The organism is Gracilibacillus orientalis, assembly GCF_900114645.1.
GTDB classification, from domain to species: Bacteria; Bacillota; Bacilli; order Bacillales; family Amphibacillaceae; genus Gracilibacillus; species Gracilibacillus orientalis.
Genome location: NZ_FOTR01000004.1, coordinates 209,675 through 232,468, shown reverse-complemented (window position 1 = coordinate 232,468; position 22,794 = coordinate 209,675). Strand labels below are relative to the sequence as shown.

General features: G+C 34.6%; 23 protein-coding genes and 1 pseudogene. 5 read left to right on the top strand and 19 right to left on the bottom strand.

Features of this window, described 5'->3' with window-relative positions; all coding sequences use genetic code 11:
* Positions 1-125: 125 nt before the first annotated feature.
* The 9 genes from BM121_RS09490 to BM121_RS09450 form a co-directional block, all read right to left on the bottom strand.
* Positions 126-1,319: a D-alanyl-D-alanine carboxypeptidase family protein gene (locus tag BM121_RS09490; protein ID WP_175495379.1), complete on the bottom strand. Its 1,194-nt coding sequence runs from the start codon at positions 1,317-1,319 to the stop codon at positions 126-128.
* 187 nt (positions 1,320-1,506) lie between these two features.
* Entirely contained in the window at positions 1,507-2,808 is a 1,302-nt protein-coding gene (locus BM121_RS09485; RefSeq protein ID WP_091483398.1) for a pyrimidine-nucleoside phosphorylase, read from the bottom strand.
* A 120-nt stretch (positions 2,809-2,928) separates the two neighbouring features.
* Complete coding sequence (deoB, locus tag BM121_RS09480; protein WP_091483397.1) at positions 2,929-4,104, bottom strand: phosphopentomutase; 1,176 nt, start codon at positions 4,102-4,104, stop codon at positions 2,929-2,931.
* 158 nt (positions 4,105-4,262) lie between these two features.
* Positions 4,263-5,150, bottom strand: a complete 888-nt coding sequence (gene xerD / locus BM121_RS09475) for a site-specific tyrosine recombinase XerD (protein WP_175495397.1) — start codon at positions 5,148-5,150, stop codon at positions 4,263-4,265.
* A 12-nt stretch (positions 5,151-5,162) separates the two neighbouring features.
* A complete protein-coding gene (locus tag BM121_RS09470) occupies positions 5,163-5,381 on the bottom strand; it encodes a DUF4227 family protein (protein ID WP_091483395.1) in 219 nt (72 codons plus the stop codon).
* 64 nt (positions 5,382-5,445) lie between these two features.
* Positions 5,446-5,925, bottom strand: coding sequence for a ferric iron uptake transcriptional regulator (gene fur, locus BM121_RS09465; protein ID WP_091483394.1), 480 nt, complete (start codon positions 5,923-5,925; stop codon positions 5,446-5,448).
* Positions 5,926-6,030: 105 nt separating this feature from the next.
* Positions 6,031-6,675, bottom strand: a complete 645-nt coding sequence (spoIIM, locus tag BM121_RS09460) for a stage II sporulation protein M (protein ID WP_091483393.1) — start codon at positions 6,673-6,675, stop codon at positions 6,031-6,033.
* A 105-nt stretch (positions 6,676-6,780) separates the two neighbouring features.
* Positions 6,781-7,941 carry an endonuclease Q family protein gene (locus tag BM121_RS09455; protein ID WP_091483392.1) on the bottom strand — a complete coding sequence of 387 codons (1,161 nt, stop codon included), beginning with the start codon at positions 7,939-7,941 and terminating at the stop codon, positions 6,781-6,783.
* Positions 7,942-8,487 carry an NUDIX domain-containing protein gene (locus BM121_RS09450; RefSeq protein WP_091483391.1) on the bottom strand — a complete coding sequence of 182 codons (546 nt, stop codon included), beginning with the start codon at positions 8,485-8,487 and terminating at the stop codon, positions 7,942-7,944.
* 100 nt (positions 8,488-8,587) lie between these two features.
* On the opposite strand from BM121_RS09450, the gene BM121_RS09445 reads away from it, so the two are divergent.
* Entirely contained in the window at positions 8,588-9,499 is a 912-nt protein-coding gene (locus tag BM121_RS09445) for an aldo/keto reductase (protein ID WP_091483390.1), read from the top strand.
* Between the two features lie 61 nt (positions 9,500-9,560).
* Here the strand turns inward: BM121_RS09445 and BM121_RS09440 are convergent, their stop codons facing one another.
* Positions 9,561-9,884, bottom strand: coding sequence for an iron-sulfur cluster biosynthesis family protein (locus BM121_RS09440; RefSeq protein ID WP_091483389.1), 324 nt, complete (start codon positions 9,882-9,884; stop codon positions 9,561-9,563).
* A gap of 13 nt (positions 9,885-9,897) precedes the next feature.
* Positions 9,898-10,686 (bottom strand): SDR family NAD(P)-dependent oxidoreductase, encoded by a 789-nt coding sequence (locus BM121_RS09435; protein WP_091483388.1) that lies wholly within the window; start codon positions 10,684-10,686, stop codon positions 9,898-9,900.
* Positions 10,687-10,864: 178 nt separating this feature from the next.
* Between BM121_RS09435 and BM121_RS09430 the strand changes: the two genes are divergently transcribed.
* Together BM121_RS09430 and rnz are read left to right on the top strand one after the other, a co-directional pair.
* A complete protein-coding gene (locus BM121_RS09430) occupies positions 10,865-11,608 on the top strand; it encodes a glycerophosphodiester phosphodiesterase (protein WP_091483572.1) in 744 nt (247 codons plus the stop codon).
* A gap of 3 nt (positions 11,609-11,611) precedes the next feature.
* Positions 11,612-12,529, top strand: a complete 918-nt coding sequence (rnz, locus tag BM121_RS09425) for a ribonuclease Z (protein ID WP_091483387.1) — start codon at positions 11,612-11,614, stop codon at positions 12,527-12,529.
* Between the two features lie 825 nt (positions 12,530-13,354).
* Here rnz and BM121_RS09415 read toward each other — a convergent pair.
* Together BM121_RS09415 and BM121_RS09410 are read right to left on the bottom strand one after the other, a co-directional pair.
* Positions 13,355-14,446, bottom strand: a pseudogene (locus tag BM121_RS09415) (DNA polymerase IV); the annotation flags it as partial.
* A gap of 10 nt (positions 14,447-14,456) precedes the next feature.
* Complete coding sequence (locus tag BM121_RS09410) at positions 14,457-15,578, bottom strand: M20/M25/M40 family metallo-hydrolase (RefSeq protein WP_091483384.1); 1,122 nt, start codon at positions 15,576-15,578, stop codon at positions 14,457-14,459.
* A 91-nt stretch (positions 15,579-15,669) separates the two neighbouring features.
* Here BM121_RS09410 and prli42 point away from each other — a divergent pair, with 91 nt between their 5' ends.
* Positions 15,670-15,774 carry a stressosome-associated protein Prli42 gene (gene prli42 / locus BM121_RS22040; RefSeq protein ID WP_175495378.1) on the top strand — a complete coding sequence of 35 codons (105 nt, stop codon included), beginning with the start codon at positions 15,670-15,672 and terminating at the stop codon, positions 15,772-15,774.
* Positions 15,775-15,880: 106 nt separating this feature from the next.
* Here prli42 and BM121_RS09405 read toward each other — a convergent pair whose 3' ends face one another.
* Genes BM121_RS09405 through BM121_RS09395 form a run of 3 tightly spaced genes read right to left on the bottom strand, consistent with a single transcriptional unit; the run spans position 15,881 to position 19,211 of the window.
* Positions 15,881-16,318 carry a BrxA/BrxB family bacilliredoxin gene (locus tag BM121_RS09405; RefSeq protein ID WP_175495396.1) on the bottom strand — a complete coding sequence of 146 codons (438 nt, stop codon included), beginning with the start codon at positions 16,316-16,318 and terminating at the stop codon, positions 15,881-15,883.
* A gap of 58 nt (positions 16,319-16,376) precedes the next feature.
* Positions 16,377-18,197 carry an ATP-binding protein gene (locus BM121_RS09400; protein WP_091483382.1) on the bottom strand — a complete coding sequence of 607 codons (1,821 nt, stop codon included), beginning with the start codon at positions 18,195-18,197 and terminating at the stop codon, positions 16,377-16,379.
* 30 nt (positions 18,198-18,227) lie between these two features.
* Positions 18,228-19,211 carry a BMP family ABC transporter substrate-binding protein gene (locus BM121_RS09395; protein WP_091483381.1) on the bottom strand — a complete coding sequence of 328 codons (984 nt, stop codon included), beginning with the start codon at positions 19,209-19,211 and terminating at the stop codon, positions 18,228-18,230.
* Between the two features lie 194 nt (positions 19,212-19,405).
* Here BM121_RS09395 and BM121_RS09390 point away from each other — a divergent pair, with 194 nt between their 5' ends.
* Entirely contained in the window at positions 19,406-20,083 is a 678-nt protein-coding gene (locus BM121_RS09390; protein ID WP_245780781.1) for a TerC family protein, read from the top strand.
* On the opposite strand, the gene BM121_RS09385 is transcribed toward BM121_RS09390, so the two are convergent.
* The 3 genes from BM121_RS09385 to BM121_RS09375 all read right to left on the bottom strand — a co-directional run bounded on the left by BM121_RS09385 (position 20,080) and on the right by BM121_RS09375 (position 22,779).
* On the bottom strand, positions 20,080-20,718 hold the full coding sequence (locus BM121_RS09385; RefSeq protein ID WP_091483379.1) for a trimeric intracellular cation channel family protein: 639 nt from the start codon (positions 20,716-20,718) through the stop codon (positions 20,080-20,082). The two genes, BM121_RS09390 and BM121_RS09385, sit on opposite strands and share 4 nt — an antisense overlap.
* A 2-nt stretch (positions 20,719-20,720) precedes the next feature.
* Complete coding sequence (locus BM121_RS09380; RefSeq protein WP_091483378.1) at positions 20,721-21,350, bottom strand: transporter; 630 nt, start codon at positions 21,348-21,350, stop codon at positions 20,721-20,723.
* Positions 21,351-21,519: 169 nt separating this feature from the next.
* A complete protein-coding gene (locus BM121_RS09375) occupies positions 21,520-22,779 on the bottom strand; it encodes a dihydrolipoamide acetyltransferase family protein (RefSeq protein WP_091483377.1) in 1,260 nt (419 codons plus the stop codon).
* Positions 22,780-22,794: the final 15 nt, after the last annotated feature.

Sequence of the window (22,794 nt, the reverse complement as noted above, 5' to 3'; positions counted from 1 at the left end):
ATTTTTCCCTCCCAGTTTTTTCTGTAATTACTTTTTCTATATCTTCTTTCTGTTATCCTGCTAATTGACAAAAGTAGAACGAAATCGTCTAAAAAAGCTTATATTCGACTTCTTCTTTCAATTCATTAAAAGAACGATTGAAAGGTTCTTTTAAACAGTTGGAATACATTAGCATGGTTAATATCTTCTAGTACGATTAAATCTGTTTCACTGATAGTATCTTCACCTTCTACCACTTGAAGCTTACCGACCATTGTTCCTTTTTCTAGCGGTAGTTCTATATCTTGATTAATCGTTATTTTCGTATCGATTTTATTTAAGTCTGTTCCTTTTGGAAAAAGAATCGAAACAGAGTCGCTTGTAACTACATCTACCTTCTGTTTATTTGCCTTTAACCATTCGAACGACGTCACAGCTTGATTTTTTTCGTATAATGGTTTCGTATCAAATTTTGCATAAGCATAATCTAATAATTGACTTACATCACTATTACGTTCTTTTGTACTTTCTGCTCCCAAAACAACTGCTATTGTTCTCATACCGTTTTTCTCTGCAGTAGCAGTTAAACAGTACTGTGCTTCGTTTGTATAGCCAGTTTTCAGACCATCTACGCCTTCATAGAACCTAACCAGTTTATTAGTATTAACTAGCCAAAACTCATCTTCTGAACCTTTACGCAAATAATCTTCGTAAATACTTGTATAATTTGTAATATCCTCATATTTTAGTAATGCCTTAGCCATAACGGCCATATCATGAGCAGTACTATAGTGATTATCTGCTGGTAATCCTGTTGAATTTTGGAAATTAGTAGATTTAAGTCCTAATTGTTCTACTTTTTTGTTCATCATTTCCACAAAAACTTGCTCACTACCAGCAATTCTTTCTGCCATTGCAACGCTCGCGTCATTACCTGAAGCGATGGCAATCCCCTTCAATAAGTCATCAACTGACATTTCTTCGCCAGCTTCCAAAAAGATTTGTGATCCCCCCATTGATGCAGCATTTTCACTGACTCTTACTTGTTCATCCAAGGATAATTCACCTTTTTCAATGGCCTCCATAATAAGTAACATGGTCATAATTTTAGTCATACTTGCTGGTGGTAATTTCTCGCTAGAATTTTTATCATATAATATATTTCCTGTGTCACGCTCAATAAGTATCGCTGATTTAGAATGTGTAGCTAAATCTAATGATTCACTTTCACTTACTTCGCTTGATACGTGATTTTCTTCATGATGAGCAAATACACTTCCTTGACCGATCACCACCATACTTACTACAACGAGTAAAATTAGGCTTATTCTTTTCAACATTGTTCACCTCCGAGTTATAACATTTCTATTTTTTCCAAAATAATCTAAAACTATAACTAGTAAAGTAATTTATTTTATTCTTTTCACATTTTCTTTAGTGGGAAGTGAAAATCCAGTAACTTTTGGCTCTAATATTCTCCAATAAAAAAGATAGCGAGAAGTTCCCGCTATCTTTTCGATATATTATTTACTTAATGACTTCATATATCATTTTTTGATTGTTTGGTTTTTCTGATTTAATGCCATAAGCATTCTTTACAATATGAATGATGTGTTCAACATTTTCTTCATCGCTATTTAATATAGCTAGAGTATCTCCTTGCTCTACATAATCACCGATTTTCTTTTGTAAGGTAATACCAACCCCATGATTAATTTCATCATCCTTGGTTGCTCTTCCAGCACCAAGATGCATAGCTGCTACCCCTATTTCATCTGCTTCCATTTCGTGTATATAACCTTTTTGAACAGATTTCACTTCAACTTTATAGGACGATCCTGGTAATTTAGAAAGATCTTCAACGACAGCTATATCACCACCCTGGGCTTTTATTAAATTCTTAAAGCAATGGAAGGCTTCACCATTGTCGATTAACTTTTCCAATGATTGTGTTGCCTCTGTATAATCCTGATACACACCAGCTACTAATGTCATATGTGCCGCAAGTTCAATTGCTAATTCACGAAGATCCTCAACTCGTTTTCCTTGTAATACTTCAACCGCTTCTTTTACTTCATTAGCATTTCCGATTTCATAGCCTAATGGTTGATTCATATCACTGATAACGGCAATGGTTTGTCGATCTAATTGTTTTCCAATTGTCACCATCTCTTTCGCCAATCGTTTGGAATCTTCAAATGATTTCATAAAGGCTCCTGAACCAGTTTTGACATCCAACACAATACTGTCAGCACCTGAAGCAATCTTCTTACTCATAATAGAACTTGCAATTAACGGAATAGAGTCAACCGTTGCTGTAACATCTCGTAACGCATACAATTTCTTATCGGCAGGTGCTAAATTTCCGGTTTGGCCAACTACTGATAATTTGTATTTGTTAACATTATCAATAAACTGCTGGTTTGTTAATTCGACTTTAAAACCGGGTATTGATTCTAATTTATCTATCGTTCCGCCTGTGTGACCTAACCCTCTTCCTGACATCTTTGCAACAGGGATACCGGCAGCAGCAACTAAAGGACCTACGATAAAAGTCGTCTTATCACCAACACCGCCAGTAGAATGTTTATCTACTTTATGACCTTCGATAGGGCTTAAATCAATAATATCACCAGATGCCACTATATTTTTCGTTAAATAAGCCGTTTCCTCTTGTGTCATACCTTGATAATAAATAGCCATCATCAATGCAGACACTTGATAATCTGGAATATTTTCCTTCATATATCCACCGATGAAAAAAGTAATTTCTTGTTCTGTTAAAGCTTCGCCATTTCGTTTTTTAGCGATAATGTCAACCATCCTCATTACAGTCACCTCTTTATTAATAGGACTTGTGTAACTCAAACTAGCAAATGGAAAGTAGTAAACAGCCTTTTTATTTGAAAGACAAGCGTATTTGCGTATGCTATTCCTTCAGCTTTGCGCTTATCTTATGTCTTCAAGGAAACTTTTACCATACTCAGGTTGTTTCACATTAAAATTCTCGGCAATAGTTGCTCCAATGTCTGCAAATGTTTCTCTTATGGACAATTCCGTTCCAACTTCAATCCCATTATGATAAACAAGTAAGGGTACATATTCTCTTGTATGATCTGTTCCATGGTGAGTAGGATCATTACCGTGATCTGCTGTTATAATGAGTAAGTCATCGTCTTTTAATTTACCTAACACTTCAGGTAACCGTTGATCAAATTTCTCTAAAGCTTCTGCATAACCATCTGGATTTCTCCGGTGGCCATATTTTGCATCAAAATCAACTAAATTCAAAAAATTAAGTCCGTGAAATGGTTTATCCATTGATTGAATAAATTTTTCCATTCCATCGTCATTATCTTTTGTTCGAATTGACTCAGTGACACCTTCACCATCAAAAATATCAGAAATTTTTCCTAAGGCAACTACATCACTTCCACCATCTTCCAATGCATTCATAACAGTATATCCAAAAGGTTTTAATGCATAATCATGACGATTAGAAGTCCGTTCAAAATTACCAGGTTCACCTACAAATGGTCTGGCAATTACACGACCGATCATATATTTTTCATCTAAAGTTAATTCACGGCAAATCTCGCAAATTTCATATAGTTCTTTAACAGGTATTACCTCTTCATGTGCGGCAATTTGCAGTACGGAGTCAGCTGAAGTATAAATAATTAGGTCTCCTGATTCCATATGTTGTGGACCTAATTCTTTAATAATTTCTGTTCCTGAGGCTGGTTTATTCCCAATTACTTTTCTTCCTGTTTTCTGTTCGATTACCTCTATTAATTCTTCAGGAAATTGTTCAAAAGTGCGAAAAGGAGTGTCAATATAAAGGCCCATCATTTCCCAATGCCCTGTCATCGTATCTTTGCCATTTGAAGCTTCTTGCATTTTCGTATGATGTGCTTTTGGCTTGAGCATCTTTTCTATTCCGTTTATTTCTTTAATATTACTTAAGCCAAGTTGAGCTATATTAGGCATATTCAATCCATTCCGATGTTCCGCGATATGACCAAGTGTGTCTGCACCAACGTCATTAAAATCTGCAGCATCCTGGGCTTCTCCGATACCTACAGAATCGAGTACAACTAAAAATATTCGATTAAAAGTTATCATGCTAATCCCTCCTATTCATCCATACCCTCTCTATCAACGTAGTATGCCTCAAATAACTATATTCATTAGTGCAATATTAACTATAGTGTACTTATTAAAAATGTGATTATTATAATCGTCCAAAAATAACAAAACGCCACGATGATAATCGTGACGCTTTAAGCTCTTGGATGATGTGTTTTATAAATATCTTTTAACCTGGACTTAGAGACATGGGTGTAAATTTGAGTAGTAGATATATCAGCATGACCAAGCATTTCCTGAACTGCTCTTAAATCTGCACCATTTTCAAGCAAGTGTGTCGCAAAGGAATGGCGTAATGTATGTGGAGATAGCTCCTTTTCAATTCCTGCATCATTGGCAATCTCTTTCATAATTTTCCAAAAGCCTTGACGCGACAATGGATTACCATGGTGATTAACAAATACTGTCTCGGTTTGTTTTTTCTTAACAAACTCATTTCTAGCAGATTGTATGTATAATTCGACAGCATCCTTAGCAATATCACCTAATGGCACGATTCGTTCTTTTGACCCCTTTCCAAAACAGCGAACAAAGCCCATCGTTAAATGTAAATCGTTTATTTTTAAAGAAATCAATTCTGACACACGCAATCCTGTTGCATAAAGCGTTTCTAACATCGCTTTGTTACGGATTGAATATTTATCTTCAGCAGGGATATTTAATAATTTATCAATATCTTTTGTAGATAATACTTTGGGTAATTTACGGTTAGCTTTTGGTGTTTCAATATGTAAACTTGGATCCTCTTTTAGCTGATATTCTCTTATTAAAAATTGATGAAATAATCTTAAAGTGGACAGCATTCTTGCCACAGTTGCGGAAGATTTACCCTGGTCGTTCAAATGATACATAAATTGCATAATATCATGACGACCAGCCTGTTTCCATTCAGTTAATTCTCTTTCTTCCTTCAGGAAATGAAAATACTTTAGCAAGTCACGTTTATATGCTTGCAATGTATTATCAGATAATCCCCTTTCAATTTTCAAAAAATGAAAAAACTCTTCTACTGGATATTGCATTTCATCCATCATTTATTCTCCCAATCGAAAAAAGATACTTAAACGCTCCCAAACATCAGATTCTTCCTGTTGTAATACTTTCACTGCATTTCCTTGAGGATATTCGTAGCGATCTAATTTTTCATATTCTTGATGTAATGCTTTAATCACATAATAAAATAAAATGGTACACAACACAAAAATAATAAAAAACTTCATCATTTCAAAAAAAACTTTTATAATGGATGACATATGGGCATTCTCCTAATAGAATAGACTCTATTAGAATTTATACCGATATTATATAAAAATATACCTATTTAGCGGATAATTTTTTTGCTTCACAATTTCGACAAATTCGGTCTTGGCATTTTTGGCATATTCCATGAAATGTTAATCGATGATCTTTGACAATAAATCCCCAATCAGTTTGAACCGTTTGTTCAACCTCTTCTAACAAGTCATCCATTATTTCTTCAACAGATCCACATTCTGTACAAACTAAATGATGATGGAAATGCTTTGCCCCTTCTTTCCGAAGATCGTAGCGGGAAACTCCATCACCAAAGTTAATTTTATCGACAACTTCTATTTCAGTTAATAATTCTAATGTTCTATAGACAGTTGCTAAACCAATTTCTGGTGCTTTATCTTTTACTAATAAATAAACATCTTCCGCACTAAGATGGTCTTCTTCTCTTTCTAATAATACACGAACAGTTGCTTCACGCTGTGGTGTTAATTTGTAACTTTGCGTGTGCAGCTCCTTCTTAATACGGTCTAAACGGTGTTCCATAATGAAGACCTCCTTACATAAGTTCATTATAAATAGTCCCATGTAAGGTGTCAATTAAAATAATTATAAAAAAGCCAATATTTCTTTATCTTTTAATAATTATTATTAATTAATAAATCTGTCTGATATTAATCTCATCGTTTCAAAGGAAACAATTGATTCCAATAATGCGGCCAAGCCAACCACGATCATTAAGCCAATAAAGACAACGGTATAACGGTAGAAAATTTGTAAAATTGGTTGTTTATAACGTTTAGAAAACATACTCTGCAATAAAGTTAATGAGAATATCATCGCAAAGCTGCTTGCCATTATATATATCGGAATGATAATCAGGTTTTGTGGCGCTATAGCAGAAAAGGAGAACAATAAACCCTTGAAACCTAACTGATTGACAAAAAAACCTACAGTAAATCCGATGGCTATTCCTTTCACAAATAATAACACCCAAATAATAGGCAATCCTATTACGGCTAATCCAAGAAAAAAAAGTAATGCTAAAAATTGGACATGATAAAATGTTGCATTTGAAAATAAAGCTTGCTTCGATATATTTTCATCTTGTAAATAACCAAGGAAAAAACGCTCTAAATAGAAAAATAAATCCTGTTTCTGTACAAATGTCATACTGTTAACAATTATTGCACCAAATATGATCCCAGTAATAAAAAGGATAATGGTAAATATATAGATGGTATGATATTTGGCAAAATGATTGGAGATTGGTTTTCTGGTTTTAGGTAATTTCAATTCATTCACATCCTCTAATTATGTTCTCGTTTCCAATCTATGAATGAATTGATAGAAATAGAACACAACTAGAGTGTATTTTGATTCTATATAATATTAATATGATTAACTTTTTACTCTTCCATATCGTCCTCCCCCACCTTCATCAACCATCAACTTTCCTTTGCGTAATTTTATAATCATAGAAGCAAGATTATCCCCAACAATTTTTGTTAAGTCATCTTTCGGTACATGATGAATAATATTCATTTCATTACCAAAATGATCTAATAACTTTTCCATTGTTTTTGGCCCCAGTTTAGGTAGATACTCTAGTGGTACTTGATAAACATAATCTGGTCGCTCACTGACAGTAACTTGCTCGGAAGCTAATTCTCGTATGCGGTCTGAAACACCTTTTACATATTTGGTAGAACCACACTTAGAACATTTATCTCCTTTAAATGGAGCTAGACAATTGGCACATACTGTTGCATAATATTTTCCTAACTTAGGATTCATCCCAAAGTTTTGTTTTACGCTACGTTGCTCTTCACTTTTTAATGCCATTTTTAATTCTTTAAAGCTTGGTTCTGCCAAAAGTAATTGTTGATATTCTCTGGCTATTTTCGGCAATGAATGGGCATCGGAATTCGTCAAGAACGTATATTGATGTAATTCTTTAATTTGATCAGCCATTTTTGTATCAGAACTTAACCCAAGTTCAATTGCATCTATTTGATCAGGATCTAATACCTCTGTTAATGAACAGGATACTCCTTTTCCAAACAGACTTTTAAATGGTGTAAACACATGGGCAGGAATGAATATGCCGTCAAGTTCATGTGTTTTCATTTGTAATGTAACAGCATCTCCATAATACCGCTGTGAACTGAGCTCAATGTTTTTCATATGTGAGGAAAGCCAAAGGGAGAATTCCTTCATATTTTTAAGAAACGGGAAAAAACATAACACATGTATTGGACCTTTACAATGTTGATCATATACTTCAATTTCGCTGCCTAAAATTAAGGTGGTATTTCCCAATTGAATACCACCATCCGCTACTTCTGTTGCAATGCCTTGATTGACAGCTAATTCTACCTCGTTTAAAACTGTAGGGGCATGACAATCTATAATGCCGACGATATCTATTCCTTTTCGTTCACTTGCTTCTTGCATAATATTCATCAGAGTTAAATTTTTGGACCCAGTAATTTTCACAGGTTTCCCCATCGAATTACGCCCAATATGAATATGTAAATCCGTAAAAAATTCCTTTAGCATTTATTTCAAACCCTTTTGTTTTAAATAAAGAATCGCATAAGCTGTTTTGGCATCATGTATTTCCTGCTCTACAACTAATCTTTCTGCCTCTTCTAACGAAAGTTCCATTATTTCGACAAATTCATCTTCGTCCATTGCTTTTGGTTGCTCTACTTTTTCTAGTGAGTTGGTTTTATATAAATACATGATTTCATCAGCAAAGCCTGGGGAGGTGTAAAATGAAGTCACATATGTTAGTTGATCTGTTGTATACCCAGTTTCTTCTTCTAATTCCCTTATTGCTGTTACTTCAGGTGCCTCTCCATGTTCCAGCTTTCCTGCTGGAATTTCTACTAAAGTTTTTTCTAAAGGTTTACGATATTGTTTGACAAAAATAATTTTATTATCCTTAGTTACCGGAATTATTGCAACAGCTCCTGGATGTTTGACAATTTCCCGTTTTGATGTTTTACCATTTGGTAAGGTGACATCATCTATTTGAACGTTAATCACCTTGCCTTTATAAATTGGCTCTGTATGAACTGTTTTCTCTTCAAAATTAGTCATGCTATTTCATCCTTTCTCATTCAAACAATCTCTTTCATTGTATTTCTTTCTTACGATTTGTACAATGAATTTATATGACGATGGTGAAAGGATGAGCGATATGGAAAAATCAAAACTCGGGAAAAGTGAGCTAGAAGTTTCTCAAATTGCACTCGGTTGTATGTCTCTTGGAACAGAACCGACAAAAGCTAGTGAAATTATTGATGAAGCATTGGATCTTGGTATAAATTATTTAGATACAGCGGATTTATATGATCAAGGACAGAATGAAGAGATCGTCGGTCAAGCAATAAAAAATAAACGCGATCAAATCATTTTAGCGACAAAAGTTGGTAATCATTTAAAAGACGATGGCAGCTGGTTTTGGGATCCGAGAAAAGCATATATTAAAGAACAAGTGAAAGAAAGCTTAAGAAAATTACATACTGATTATATTGATCTATATCAGCTACATGGTGGTACGATTGAAGATCCTATTGATGAAACTATTGAAGCGTTTGAAGAATTAGTCGAGGAAGGTGTCGTTCGCTATTATGGCATTTCATCAATCAGACCAAATGTGATTCGGGAATATACGAAAAAAGCTAATATTAGCAGTGTGATGATGCAATATAGTATGCTCGATCGTCGGCCGGAAGAAATTCTGTCACAGCTGAATAATCAAAATATCAGTGTGGTAACAAGAGGATCACTTGCCAAAGGAATGTTAAGTTCCAATGGTCCGGAAATCGCTACTAAAAAAGGTGAAAAAGGCTATTTAGATTATGATGCCAGCACATTAAAAAGTACGGTTGAGCAGTTACAAAATATGTTACATGATAATCAGACATTGAATGGCTTAGCAATGCAATACGTATTAAAAGAAAAAGCTGTCGCTTCTGTTGTAGCTGGTGCGAGCTCGATCAAGCAATTAAAGGATAATGTCAACGCATTAGATCAACACTTTGATCCTGAACAATTTGCAAAAGTAAAAGAAATAACCAAAGCAAATACCTATCAACAACACCGATAATAAGAAATTATTATACTTTCTGATCTGCTCAAAAAAGCTCGGGATTTCCCGAGCTTTCTCATTATGAGACCATGACTGAATTTGTATGAATAAACGGATTTAACATTTCATTAGGACTTGATAAACGGAATGTAGTACCATTATAATCTAATGTCATTTCTTTACTGAAAAATGTTGCCTCTTGTTTATGGACGACTACATCAAATTGATCACAGTCTACCTCTTTGTGATTCGCTTCTTGTTTTGCAATAAGCGCAATGGTTGCCATACCATTAACACCACAACCACAGCCTTCTGTGTCATACGTTAAAGCTAATATAGTTGATTTTTTTGTCGTTAATGACTCCAATTTATCTAGTGCAGTTTTAGTTATCGTCAATTGCATAGTTTCCCCTCCATTATTTTTTCTTAAAGGCCGGCTTCAGAATTTTTTCCATTATGCGAGGAAAATTTTGATACATCATACTTCCTATATGCATCCAAAACGGTAAATTTATTTCCCTTTTATTTGTAAACATTGATTTGGTTATATGCTTGGATACATCCTTTGGATCTAACAAATATTTTGATACACTTTTTTGATAATCACCTTTTGGATCAGCGATATCAAAAAAAGCAGTTTCAACCGGACCAATATTTACCGACGTAACAGATACCTTGCCTTTCAGTTCCATCCGCAATGCATTTGAGAAACTGATAACACTTGCTTTAGTAGCACTATATACAGCAGATTTAGGCGTAGCAATTTTACCTGCTTGAGAACCGATATTAATAATATGTGCAGCAGGTTGATTCATAAGTGTAGGAAGTAAATAGTAAGTCGTAAAAAACAATGCATCGATATTGAGCCTAATCATATTTTCAATGGTGTCCCAATTTATTAGATCAAATTCCTCAAAATATCCTACACCAGCATTGTTAATAAGCACATCGATTTTACCACATTCCTTGAGAATATTATCTATTCCCTTCTGCCACTCCTCACGATCAGTAATATCAATTGGATAAATGATTGGTTTGATTGAGTACATATTTTCTATTTTCCTTGCAATCTGTAATAATTTACTTTCTGTTCTGGCAACCAAAACAGGAATAGCTTTTTGTTCTGCTACCGTAAATGCTAGCGCTTCGCCAATTCCGCTAGAAGCTCCAGTTATCAGTACATGTTTTCCTTGTAACCTGTTCATTCTATCAACTCCACTTCTATCATATCATACTCAATACACGGATATAACAAAATCTCAATTTGGAGGTTTTGTAAAATGTTTGTTAGAAATAGCGAATATATTACTTATACCATTGACTTTTCCTGTTAAATTAAAGACAATCATGAAGAAGTTAAACTTATATATTAGAGGTGAAACGATGTCTACTATTATTTATGCACATCGTGGTGCAAGTAAACATGCACCCGAAAATACAATGCCAGCTTTTGAGCTTGCTTATAAACACGGAGCGGATGGTATTGAAACAGATGTACAATTAACCAAAGATAACATCCCGGTTTTAATCCATGATGAACAGCTAAACAGAACAACAAATGGTACAGGATTTGTGAAGGATTTTACTTATAACGAACTGAAACAACTAGATGCAGGAAGTTGGAAATCTCCCCATTTTACAGACACAAAAATACCAAGGTTAGATGACTTACTTGCATGGAACCAGGGTAAACAATTAAAATTGAATGTAGAGCTTAAAAATAATATTATTTCTTATCAAGGATTAGAAGATATAGTCTGTCAAAAATTAAATGAATACAAGATGGCAAAACAAACCGTTATCTCCAGTTTTAACCACGCTAGTATTACAAAAGTTAATGATAAAAATGTGAACATCGACTATGCTCTATTAACAGGCAGACGAAATAGAACATTGATCCCATACAGTAAAAAAATTAAAGCAAAAGGTATCCATATCGGCTATCGCCTTCTATCGAACAGATTAGTCACGCTGGCAAATGAAAACAAATTATATGTTGCAGTATATACAGTAAATTCACCAATTACCATTAATAAAGCGATTCGTTTAGGATGTCAAGCACTTTTTACAGATGTACCTAAATTAGCGATTGACATCAAAAAAAGAAGGTTTGCAGAAAGGAATTAATCGATGCAAGTACATTTTTTAGGAACAGGGGCTGGATTACCTAGTAAAGATCGTAACGTCACGTCCATCGTATTAGATCTATTACAAGAACGTAATGCTCTTTGGATGTTTGATTGTGGTGAAGCGACGCAACATCAAATTTTACATACTTCAATCAAGCCCAAAAAAATTGAAAAAATATTCATTACCCATTTACATGGAGATCATATTTTTGGATTACCTGGTATGTTAAGCAGCCGGTCTTTTCAAGGCGGAGAAGATCCGGTCACCATTTATGGCCCAATAGGAACTAAACAATTTATAGAAACATCATTAACAGTAAGCCAGTCAAGATTATCATACCCAATTATTATAAAGGAACTAAAGGAAGGCGTCATTTACGAGGATGATCAATTTTCAGTCGCTGTCAAAAAATTAGATCATGCCATTGACAGCTTTGGCTTCCGTATTGATGAAAAAGACAGTCCTGGCCCTTTATTAGTAGATAAACTAAAAGAAGAAGGTATTACACCTGGTCCAATCTATCGCCAGTTCAAAACGGAAGAAACAGTCGAACTACCCAATGGTAATACAGTTCAATCTAAAGACTATATCGGAGAGCCTAAGAAAGGAAAAAGCGTGGCCATTTTAGGAGATACTCGGGTACATGAAGCATATATCTCTTTTATCACTCATGTCGACTTATTAGTTCATGAGGCTACATTTAGCGAAGAACTTGAAGAATTAGCATATGATTATTATCATTCTACAACAACAGAAGTTGCAAAATTGGCTAAACGCGCACATATCAAGGGATTAGTTTTGACGCATATTTCTTCTCGTTTTCAATCGGACGAAGTAGCTCAATTATTATCAGAAGCTAAGCAATACTTTGATAATACAGTCATTGCACATGATTTTTATTCAACTACCATAAAATAAGCTTAATGCGCTTGTTTAGGGGAAAACCCACCCGGTCCTTATCATTAACTCAGATGGTATGCGCTAACTCCATGTAGTAATCTTGACATGTTTATCACGGTACTAACCGTCTGTAAAACCTCCACTGATCATAGTCTCACTTTAACAGTAATCTCCCCCGCTTCGGCTGCCCACTCCCCTTTCCGTGGGGTTTTTCCCTCAGCTAACTTTTTCGCGCAAAAACCGCTCGAAAAAGTGGATCTTCAGGAAAAACGAGTCCCACAGGAGTTGAAGTGGGCGGCCTACGCTGAATCATGCTCTACAACATGTGTCAGACCTAGAATCTTGGGTTATTATCCCTGTGGAAGTGCAAAGCTATGGCGTTGAAAATCACTAATAATGGTTATAAAACCAACATGCTTTTTCTGATATTCGTTGTAGAAAAAGCTATAGCGGAGGCCGACGTTTCGACTCCTGAGGGATTAGCTGAAGAACATGCCCCTAGGAAAGCGAAACGGTCAGCCGCAGCGGTCGGCCTGCACAAGCTATCTTTCAGAATGACAAACAGGAGAAGTACACATCTTCCTTCATCTGACTATCTATCCTCGCTTTTTTTCTTGACATGTTTTGCATCAACCCTTTCCTATCTTACTTATAAAGTGAGACTATGATCAGTAGGATTCTTACAGATGGTTATCACCGTGATAAAAGTGGTGATACCAATGGTTATATGCTTTCTTTACTTGTAAAATAGGCACTTTTACTTTAAACACCTTATTTAAATTTTTAAAGTGACTATACCACTAAGAGTTCATCGTGTCTGCATTCCTATTTCAATCGGTCTAAATAATGAAATAAATTCAATTGATAGGTGATGTCGTCTTTTTTTACCGCATTCTGAACCGTGATCCCTAATAGACGTACCGGATCAGAATTCCAATGCTCTTCTAATAATTGTTCACTGTAAAAATATATATCTGAGGCTTTTTCAATATACTGATTCAATTTCATCCTTCTTGTAATCGTCTTTCTATCACTGTATCGAATGGTTAATTGGATCGTTTCACCGACTGCTGCTTTTCGATGAAGTCGTTTTTCAACACTTTCCGAGAGAATTCTTAATTGTGCTAGTAGCGGATCATAATCAGATACGTCAGCCGGAAACGTCTGTGAACTTCCGATACTTTTAAAACTGCTCGCACTTTCTGGATCAACCGGACGCGGATCTTCGCCCAGCGCCCTGGTTTTTAATCTTTCCCCATTTACTCCTAATAACCCTTTAAGCAATACTGTGTCAGTTTCTACTAAATCTTCAATCGTTACTATCTGATATTTCTTTAATTTTTCTGCTGTTTTTTTTCCGATTCCATACATTTCTTCTATCGCTAATGGCCATAGCTTTGAGGAAACATCCCTTTTTCTTAATATGGTTATACCGTTTGGTTTTTTCATATCAGAAGCCATTTTTGCTAAAAATTTATTAGGAGCTACTCCTATACTACACGGCAAGTCTAAATCGTTTGCTAGATGTTGTTGAATAGCATTGGCAAGTTCGAGTGGATTGCCTAGATCATAGCTATCTGTAATATCCAGAAACGCTTCATCAATCGAGACAGGCTCCACATATGGCGTATAGTCTTCCAAGATTCGAAAAATTTGATTGGAAACCTCTCGATAACGGTCAAAATTCGGTCTTTTTACAATCAGTTCAGGACAATATTTTTTTGCTTCCCAAAGTGACATCGTAGTTTTTACGCCTTTATTTCGTGCTTCGTAACTACTTGTAACAATAATTCCTTTACGTTCATCAGGATTACCGGCAATAGCAAGTGGCTTACCTTTTAATTGCGAATTATCTGCAATTTCTACCGATGCATAAAAACTATTCATATCAACATGCAATATAACACGCCCATTTTTGGGATACCATGATTTCATATCATCACACTCAATTAGCTGATTCTTTAATTATTTCAAATAATAAAGTGGGTACTTCGGTTAAATCAGAAATACCAATCCGTTCATTTTTAGTATGAATATTTTCGTAACCAACAGCTAAATTAACTGTTGGAATACCATTTCCAGAAAGATGATTTGCGTCACTACCGCCACCACTTACTTTTAACAACGGCGATTTCCCAAATGCTTTATTAACAGCACTCATTGCTACTTGTACAACTTGATCGTTCTCAGTGAATTTATAATTAGGATACATTGGTTTAACCTCAATATCTACTGCTCCACCCATTTGTGAAGCAGTCTCTTCAAGTGCCTCACACATCGATTTCACTTGTCGGTCTAATTTTTCTTTTGATAAAGATCTTGCTTCTGCTATTAATAATACTTGGTCGCAAACTACATTTGTCGGTCCTTTTCCTTCAAAGCTACCAACGTTTGCAGTTGTTTCTTCATCGATTCGACCCAATGGCATGTTAGTAATTGCTTTGGCAGTCATACTTATCGCAGATATTCCTTTTTCAGGATTTACTCCAGCATGTGCCGCTTTTCCTTTTATGGTGGCATATAGTTTTGCTTGAGCAGGGGCTGCTGTGATGATCGTACCCACTTCCCCATCACTATCAAGTGCGTAACCATACTCTACCGGTAATTGTGATACGTCAAACTGTTGAGAACCCACAAGTCCAGATTCTTCCCCACTCATGATTACAAAATAAATATCTCCATGTGGAATCGGATTTTCGTTTAAAATATGAATAAGTTCTAATATAGCTGATATCCCAGCCTTATCATCGGCACCTAGAATAGTTGTACCATCAGAATATATTACACCATCACGGATATCTGGTTGAATACCGGCACCTGGTACAACTGTATCCATATGTGCGGTAAAATAGATAGCAGGTATACTATTATCTGTTCCTTTTAGACATGCAATGATATTTCCTGCTTCATGCCCAGTTATTTGATTAGTTTGATCTTCTTTCACATCTAATTGCAATTGTTGAAACTTATCGATTAAATAATCCGCTATTTTTCTTTCTTTCGTTGTTTCCGAATCAATTTTCACCAACTCAATAAATTGGTTTATAATTCGTTGTTGATTAATCATTGTTTATACCCCTTTTCTTGATATTTACTTGTCCTATCTTTTAATTAGTTGTAAAATATATTTTAGTATTGCTAATAAAGGAGGATTTAAAATGGCATCTAAGCGTGAGAAACGAATGAAACTTATTATATATATTATGATTGTTGCTATGGTACTATCTACATTTACTGCAGGGTTAGCGGCCTTTATAAACTAAGTTTGTTTGTAAGCAACTAAATTTGGTCTTTAAATTGATCTAATTACAAATTTAAACCCGTTTCAAGGATGATTGAAACGGGTTTATACCATCTTAAACTCAACTATTATATATCTTCACAGTATTGATCAAATAGGCCTTGAAGTTTATTCACTACTTCTACTGGGCTGTGACCTTCTATTTCATGTCTTTCAACCATTTTCAAGATTTGCCCATCTTTTAATAAAGCAAATGATGGAGAAGATGGCTCATATCCTTCAAAATATTGACGTGCTAATTCAGTTGCTTCTCGATCCTGTCCAGCAAAAACTGTAACGAGCTGATTAGGTCTTTTATCATAATGAATCGCACTAGCTGCTGCTGGTCTTGCAACACCACCTGCACAGCCACATGTAGAGTTTACCATCACTAATGTAGTACCCTCATCAGATAATGCTTCTTTCACATCGTCAGTGGTTCTAAGTTCTTCAAATCCCGCTTGTGTAATTTCATTTCGAGCTGACTCCGCTATATCTCCCATAAATAAGTTAAAGTCCATTTTTATTCTACCCTCTCTAATATTAAAGTATTTCCTTAAATAGTAACAATTGAAATCAATTTTTTCAATTATCAGAGCTTTTATTTTTAATAATAGGCAGTGTTATTTTGAATGTTGTTCCTGACGAATCACTAGAAACAACAGTAATTTCACCTTGATGATTTTTAATAATCCTACAGACAACATTCAATCCTAAACCAGTTCCATTAGATTTAGATGTTGAGAAAGGCTCAAACAACACATTTTTAATGGAATCTGGAATACCTAATCCCGTATCACTAAAATAAATATTATATTTGTTATTTTCGACTCTACCTTCTATCTTTATTGATCCATCATCGCCAATTGCGTCTTTACTATTACGTAAAAGATTTAGGAATACTTGTTTTAACTGCTTTTGATCCGCAAGTATGTATTCATCTGTAATATCTGTGACAACATTAATATTTTTCGCTTCCAATGAACTATACATAAGAGGTAACAAATCTTCCAGCATATTTCTCAATAATACCATATCTTTCTCCGGCTTTTTATGATTCGACATTAATAACATCTGTTCCACAATCGAATAAAGACGGTCAATTTCTTTCATCATTAAATGGAAATTATACTTTTCCAATTTCTCAGTTGGCATAGACTCTTTCATTAGCGTTAAGAATCCATGTATAACGGTTAATGGATTTCTTATTTCATGAGCTGAACTAGCCGCCATTTCACCAACTAAAGCAAGCTTTTCTGACTGTATCATGCGATTTTCCAACTTAGTAGATTCGGTAACATCAATAAAGAAAAGGATTTTCCCAGTGGTCACTTGCTGATAATCTTTTAATTTACTCTGAGAAACTAGTAATACATATTCTTTATTATGAATAGTAATTTTAATTTTTTTATTTTGAAAAGATTCGTTCGAGATAAGCATTTTCAGTATAGGATATTTATTTTGCTTTTCCATAATATCACTATCCGTAATGCTTTCATTGCTTAATTCAAATAAACTACGAACATATGAATTCGCCAAAAATTCTTTCTCCGTTTTATCATACGTAATGATACCAACAGGTAAGGAGTTTAAAATCTGTTCATGTTTCATTTTATCAGAAATGATTTGCTGAAAAGACTGCTGTAAACTGATCGACATTTGATTAATTGATTTAGCTAAACTTTGCAGTTCCGGCTGAGTATTATGAGATACCTTTTCCCCATAATTACCATTTGCGATTTTGTTTACCTTCGTAACCATCGATTCGATTGGTTTTGTAATACTCTTACTCATTTTAAATGAAAAATAAATGGAAATTAATATTGCGACTATTGTGATAATAAGTAAGAAATATAATGATTTTTCAATAATTTTTGGGTATGTACTCGTATTTTGTTGTAAAGAATTGTACTCATCATTACGTTGTGTAACGACAGTGTCTTTTAATGATTCTAGTATAGGTAGATATTCTGATTCAATCACTTTTCTTGCTGCCTCTACTTCATTATATTCAAGTAAGCCAAATACTTTATTTGTTACAGTGAAATCTAATAGCATTAATTGCTTATGTATATTTTCGATACTTTCCGGTATAGGAATTTCATCCCTTAGCTCCATACTACTGGTTCTAATGTCATTCTCTTCAAATTTCTGTTGAAAATCATGCTCAAAATCTGTATGGGAGTTACTAAGAACAATTTGTTTTTTAATTTCCAATTCCTTTTCCCACTGATTTAGCCATACAATCTCAGGTATATTTTCATCCTTGATAGAGTTCGTAACGGTACTGACTTCCTCAATAGATTGAATTAATAAAAGAGAAAAACCACTAAAAACAACCATAACTGTAAGGAGAATGCATAATAATTTATTACGTAATGAAAATTTTCGAAAAAAGGAAATCATCCGGCATTTCTCCTATCATCTCAACTAAAATTAATGCGGTATATCGAGCTCTGTTGCTTCTTCGATTGTTCGAATTTCATCTTCTGAAAACATTGGACCAAATGGTGCTATGCCATAAACTCCATCATTATCATCTAAGTATTGCTTCTCAAACTGAATTCCTTCTTCACTGAAAAAATCTTTCAAAATAGCATTATAGGCCATTGGCACGTCATTTAAAACACTAGTAAGCACCTTGTCTTCAGCCATATAAGATTGGTCTTCCAGATACCCTATAGTATAAATGCCGTTTTCTTTTGCATAATTAATAACCTCTTGATTGTAGCTATTTCCTTTCGTATAGATGACATCTACACCCTGATCAATTAAATCAGCAGCAACTGATTTTGCTTCAGATTTGCTGGTTCTTTCTGGTACTACTTTATAAATTAATTCAATATTATCATCAATGTATTCAATACCTTGAGAAAATCCCCAATCCTTTTGCTTATTATTAACAGCATCAATTAGTCCAATTTTTTTCGACTTTGTTTTTAATCCAGCAGCCATTCCTGCAATAACTTCTATTTCATTTTGATTAAAAGTATAAATGGCAAGATTATTCGCAGTTTTATCACCATGCACTGTCACAAACTGAACATCCTGATATTGGTTGCTAATTCGATAAAATGGTTCTGAAAATTCTCTACCGTGGCCGATAATTAATTCATAACCTTGGTCAACATATTCTTTCACAATTGAAGACGTATCCTTCTCTTCATCCACTTCTCCAAGAACCTCAGCAGTTACATTATACTCTTCTTCAATAAGTATTTTTCCTTTATAAGCCAAACTTCCCCAGCTTTGGTCGTTTAATCGATCGGTAGTTAAGATTAATACTTTAGTAGGAGCTACCTCAGAAGCATCCATATCATCCATAATCTGACTAGATTTGAACACTAAAAAAATAACAAAGATTGATACCACAATCAATGTAATTCCTAATATGTATTTCACCTGCTTTTTTGCCTCCATACATTTTCACCCTTAGTTCCATAGTAACAATACTATTATACATAAAAAGACAAGTTTTGAACACTCTTTTACAAATTTCATTTTTTTTCGACAATTTTTTTGATGAAAAATAGGCATATCGACAATGTAGACGAGCATATAGTTAAACGATACCGTATTTAAAAGTAATCAGGAAGGAGAATAAATCATTGATTATGTCACTGTTTGAAGGAATGGATTGGATAAGTTTATTACAGATAATCTCAATTGATATAGTTTTATCAGGTGACAATGCCTTAGTTATAGCAATGGCAACCAAGAATCTTCCCAAAAAAAATCAAAACAAAGCCATTCTGATTGGTGTCGCTGGAGCTATCATCCTAAGAATTATCTTTGCAACCGGCATGATTTATCTGCTCAAACTACCACTTATTTACTTTATAGGTGGAATTCTATTGATATGGATCGGTTACAAGATTTTAATAAAAGAAGAGGAAGCACAAGAAATCACATCACATCATTCTCTATACAAAGCAGTAACGACCATTGTTCTTGCTGATGTCATTATGAGTTTAGACAATGTTGTAGCAATTGCAGGTGCTTCCAAAGGTAGTGTCACATTACTAGTCCTGGGTGTTATAGTTAGTATTCCATTAATGATACTTGGAGCAAAATTTATTGTTCATCTTTTAAAACGATATCCATATCTCATGTATATCGGATCCGCTATTTTAGTTTACACCGGTGTCGATATGATGTTACATGAGCCGAGCGTATATCGTTTCTTTCAACTGGATTCCGGATTGATTACCGTTTTATTAAGTGTAATTGTCACAACCGGTGTAGTAGTTTCAGGTTATATTACCAATAAACAAACAGAGCAAAACTCTTAATAATTTACCGTTCTCTTCTTAACTGATGCTTTTTTATGAACAATTGGAACATTCCATTTACATTTGACCGCCAACATACGAATTGTTAAGGTTACGGTTAAACAAATATATAAGCTGATCGTTGGCGTTAATAATTCATACGTGCTAATTAAGGCGATAGAACCAGCAATGGAAGCAATCCCGTAAATCTCTTTGCGAAATACAAACGGAATTTCACGAACAAATACATCTCGTAAGACACCACCGCCAATTCCTGTTACTAAACCCATTGCTACAATAAGGAATGGCTGAGAATAGTCGAGACTTATCGCAGCATTAGCACCGACAGCCGTAAAAACTCCTAAGCCGATTGCATCCGAGAAAGTAATCCCATGTTCAAATTTATTAAATTTATCATAAAATAATATAGTCGCTAAACTTGCTAGTAAACTGACTAAAAAGTATTGCGGATCCGCTAGATTAGTTGGTGGTATATTACCTATCATCAGGTCCCTAATAACACCACCAGCTAAAGCTGTCGTCAAACCTAATAAAATGACACCAAATATATCTAAATTCTTTTTTATAGCAATTAGTGATCCAGAAATAGCGAATGCTATAGTTCCAATATATACAAATGCTTCTATTAAAAACATGGCTATCCCCCACTTTTCGTAGATGAATATATATCTTTTCTTTTATGCCAAATACCTTCTAATTTATCAAATACCCATTGTAACACTAATCCTTGTATGATAACACCGAATATCGATGTGATCGTTAATAACAAAATACTAGGGAAATGGTTAATGCTTTCTAGACTATTCGCAAATATAAATAAATGTTGGAAGACAATAATAAAAGCATCGTGCCAAAATTCTAATTTATTTCCCATTTGCCAGATAAAAATAGTTTCTATTAGTAACAAGGCCGGTACAGATAGTAACAGAATCATCTTTTTGGTATAGGTTAATTGTTTTATATAGGGTGTCACGTAATATTTCGTAATTGTTTTTATTCGAAACAAATAGAACAGTCGTACAATTCTTGCTACTTGAAAGAACTGATCTAACGGTATCACAGCAAGTAATAAAAATGGGTTTTTCTTGATGAATTGCCATTTCTTTTCTGCCATTATTATTCGAATGATATAGTCAATTAAGAATACGAGCCAAACAATAAAGTTAATCGTAGAATTTACCGTATGATCAACCCATAGAGTCAGCATGGTAACCATTACTAACAGAATCATGGTCATGTCATATATCAATCTAGCTTTTTGCTGCATAATTATCACCATTATTCATTTAGAAAAACTTACTTATCGTCGTAGCATTACTTTAAACTCGTTTATTGTGAGACAAATAAAGGGAAACCTCTTCAATATTTTACAGGTTTCCCTTGCTTTATTTAGTATACTGTTTATAGGATTAAAATGAAACTGTTTTTTACAATTTTCAATAAATTGGTGTAGTCTCGCTTGATATATTTTCTAATATTGATTTAACATGTGACATAAACGCTCCACAGATAACACCATCCAACACACGATGATCTAATGACAGACAAAGGTTTACCATATCACGTGCTGCGAACATATCCTCAATAATAACTGGACGTTTTACAATGGATTCGACTTGTAAAATCGCTGACTGCGGATAATTGATTACACCCATAGATTCCACAGAACCAAATGATCCAGTATTGTTCACTGTGAACGTACCATCTTCCATATCTTCTTTCGTTAACGTTCCTGTCCTTGCTTTATTGGAAAGCTGGGCAATTTCTTTAGCAATACCTTTAATACTTTTTTCATCAACATTTTTAATTACTGGAACATATAATTCATGTCCATGCGCTACTGCTATCGATAAGTTAATATCCTTACGCTGAATAATTTTATCGCCAGCCCAGCAGCTGTTTAATTCAGGGAATTTTTTCAATGCTTTCGCTACAGCATTTAAGAAAAAGGCAAAGTATGATAAATTATATCCTTCATTTTCCTTAAATTTATTTTTCTCTGCATCCCGATATGCTACAAGATTTGTGACATCGACCTCAATCATCATCCAGGCATGTGGAATTTCTGTTTTCGATCGAACCATATTTTGAGCAATCGTTCTTCTTAGACCTGTCACAGGTATTTCTCGATCACCAGGTTTTGTTTCTACAGACTTACGACGAATAATGGGTGGAGTAAATTCCTCTAATTCTTCACTTTCTACTGCACTCTCTTGAGTAGGTGTTGGCTCGTTTTTTTCTACTGTACCTGTTTGTCCATTTGCAACCAGTTTTTCAATATCTTTTCTTGTTATCCGGCCACCCTTTCCTGAACCGGTTACCGTACTTAAATCTATTTGATGCTCCCCAGCTAACCGCATAACTACTGGTGAATAGCGAGTTTTCATACTTCGATCAACAGACGGTTTATCTTTTGATTCTGGTGCTGGAGATGAAGTTGGTTGTTCAGTCTCTTCGCCTTCTGTCTCTATATAGCACATCAGTTGACCGACTTCAATCGTTTCTCCTTCTTCTGCTATTAATTCTTTAATTACACCAGAAAACGAGGAAGGAACTTCTGCATTAACTTTATCTGTCATTACTTCTGCTATTGCATCATATTTTTCTACATAATCTCCTACTTGCACAAGCCAGTTGCTAACCGTTCCTTCTGTTACACTTTCGCCAAGCTGTGGCATGTTAATTCGTTGGACCATCAAGATTCTCACTCC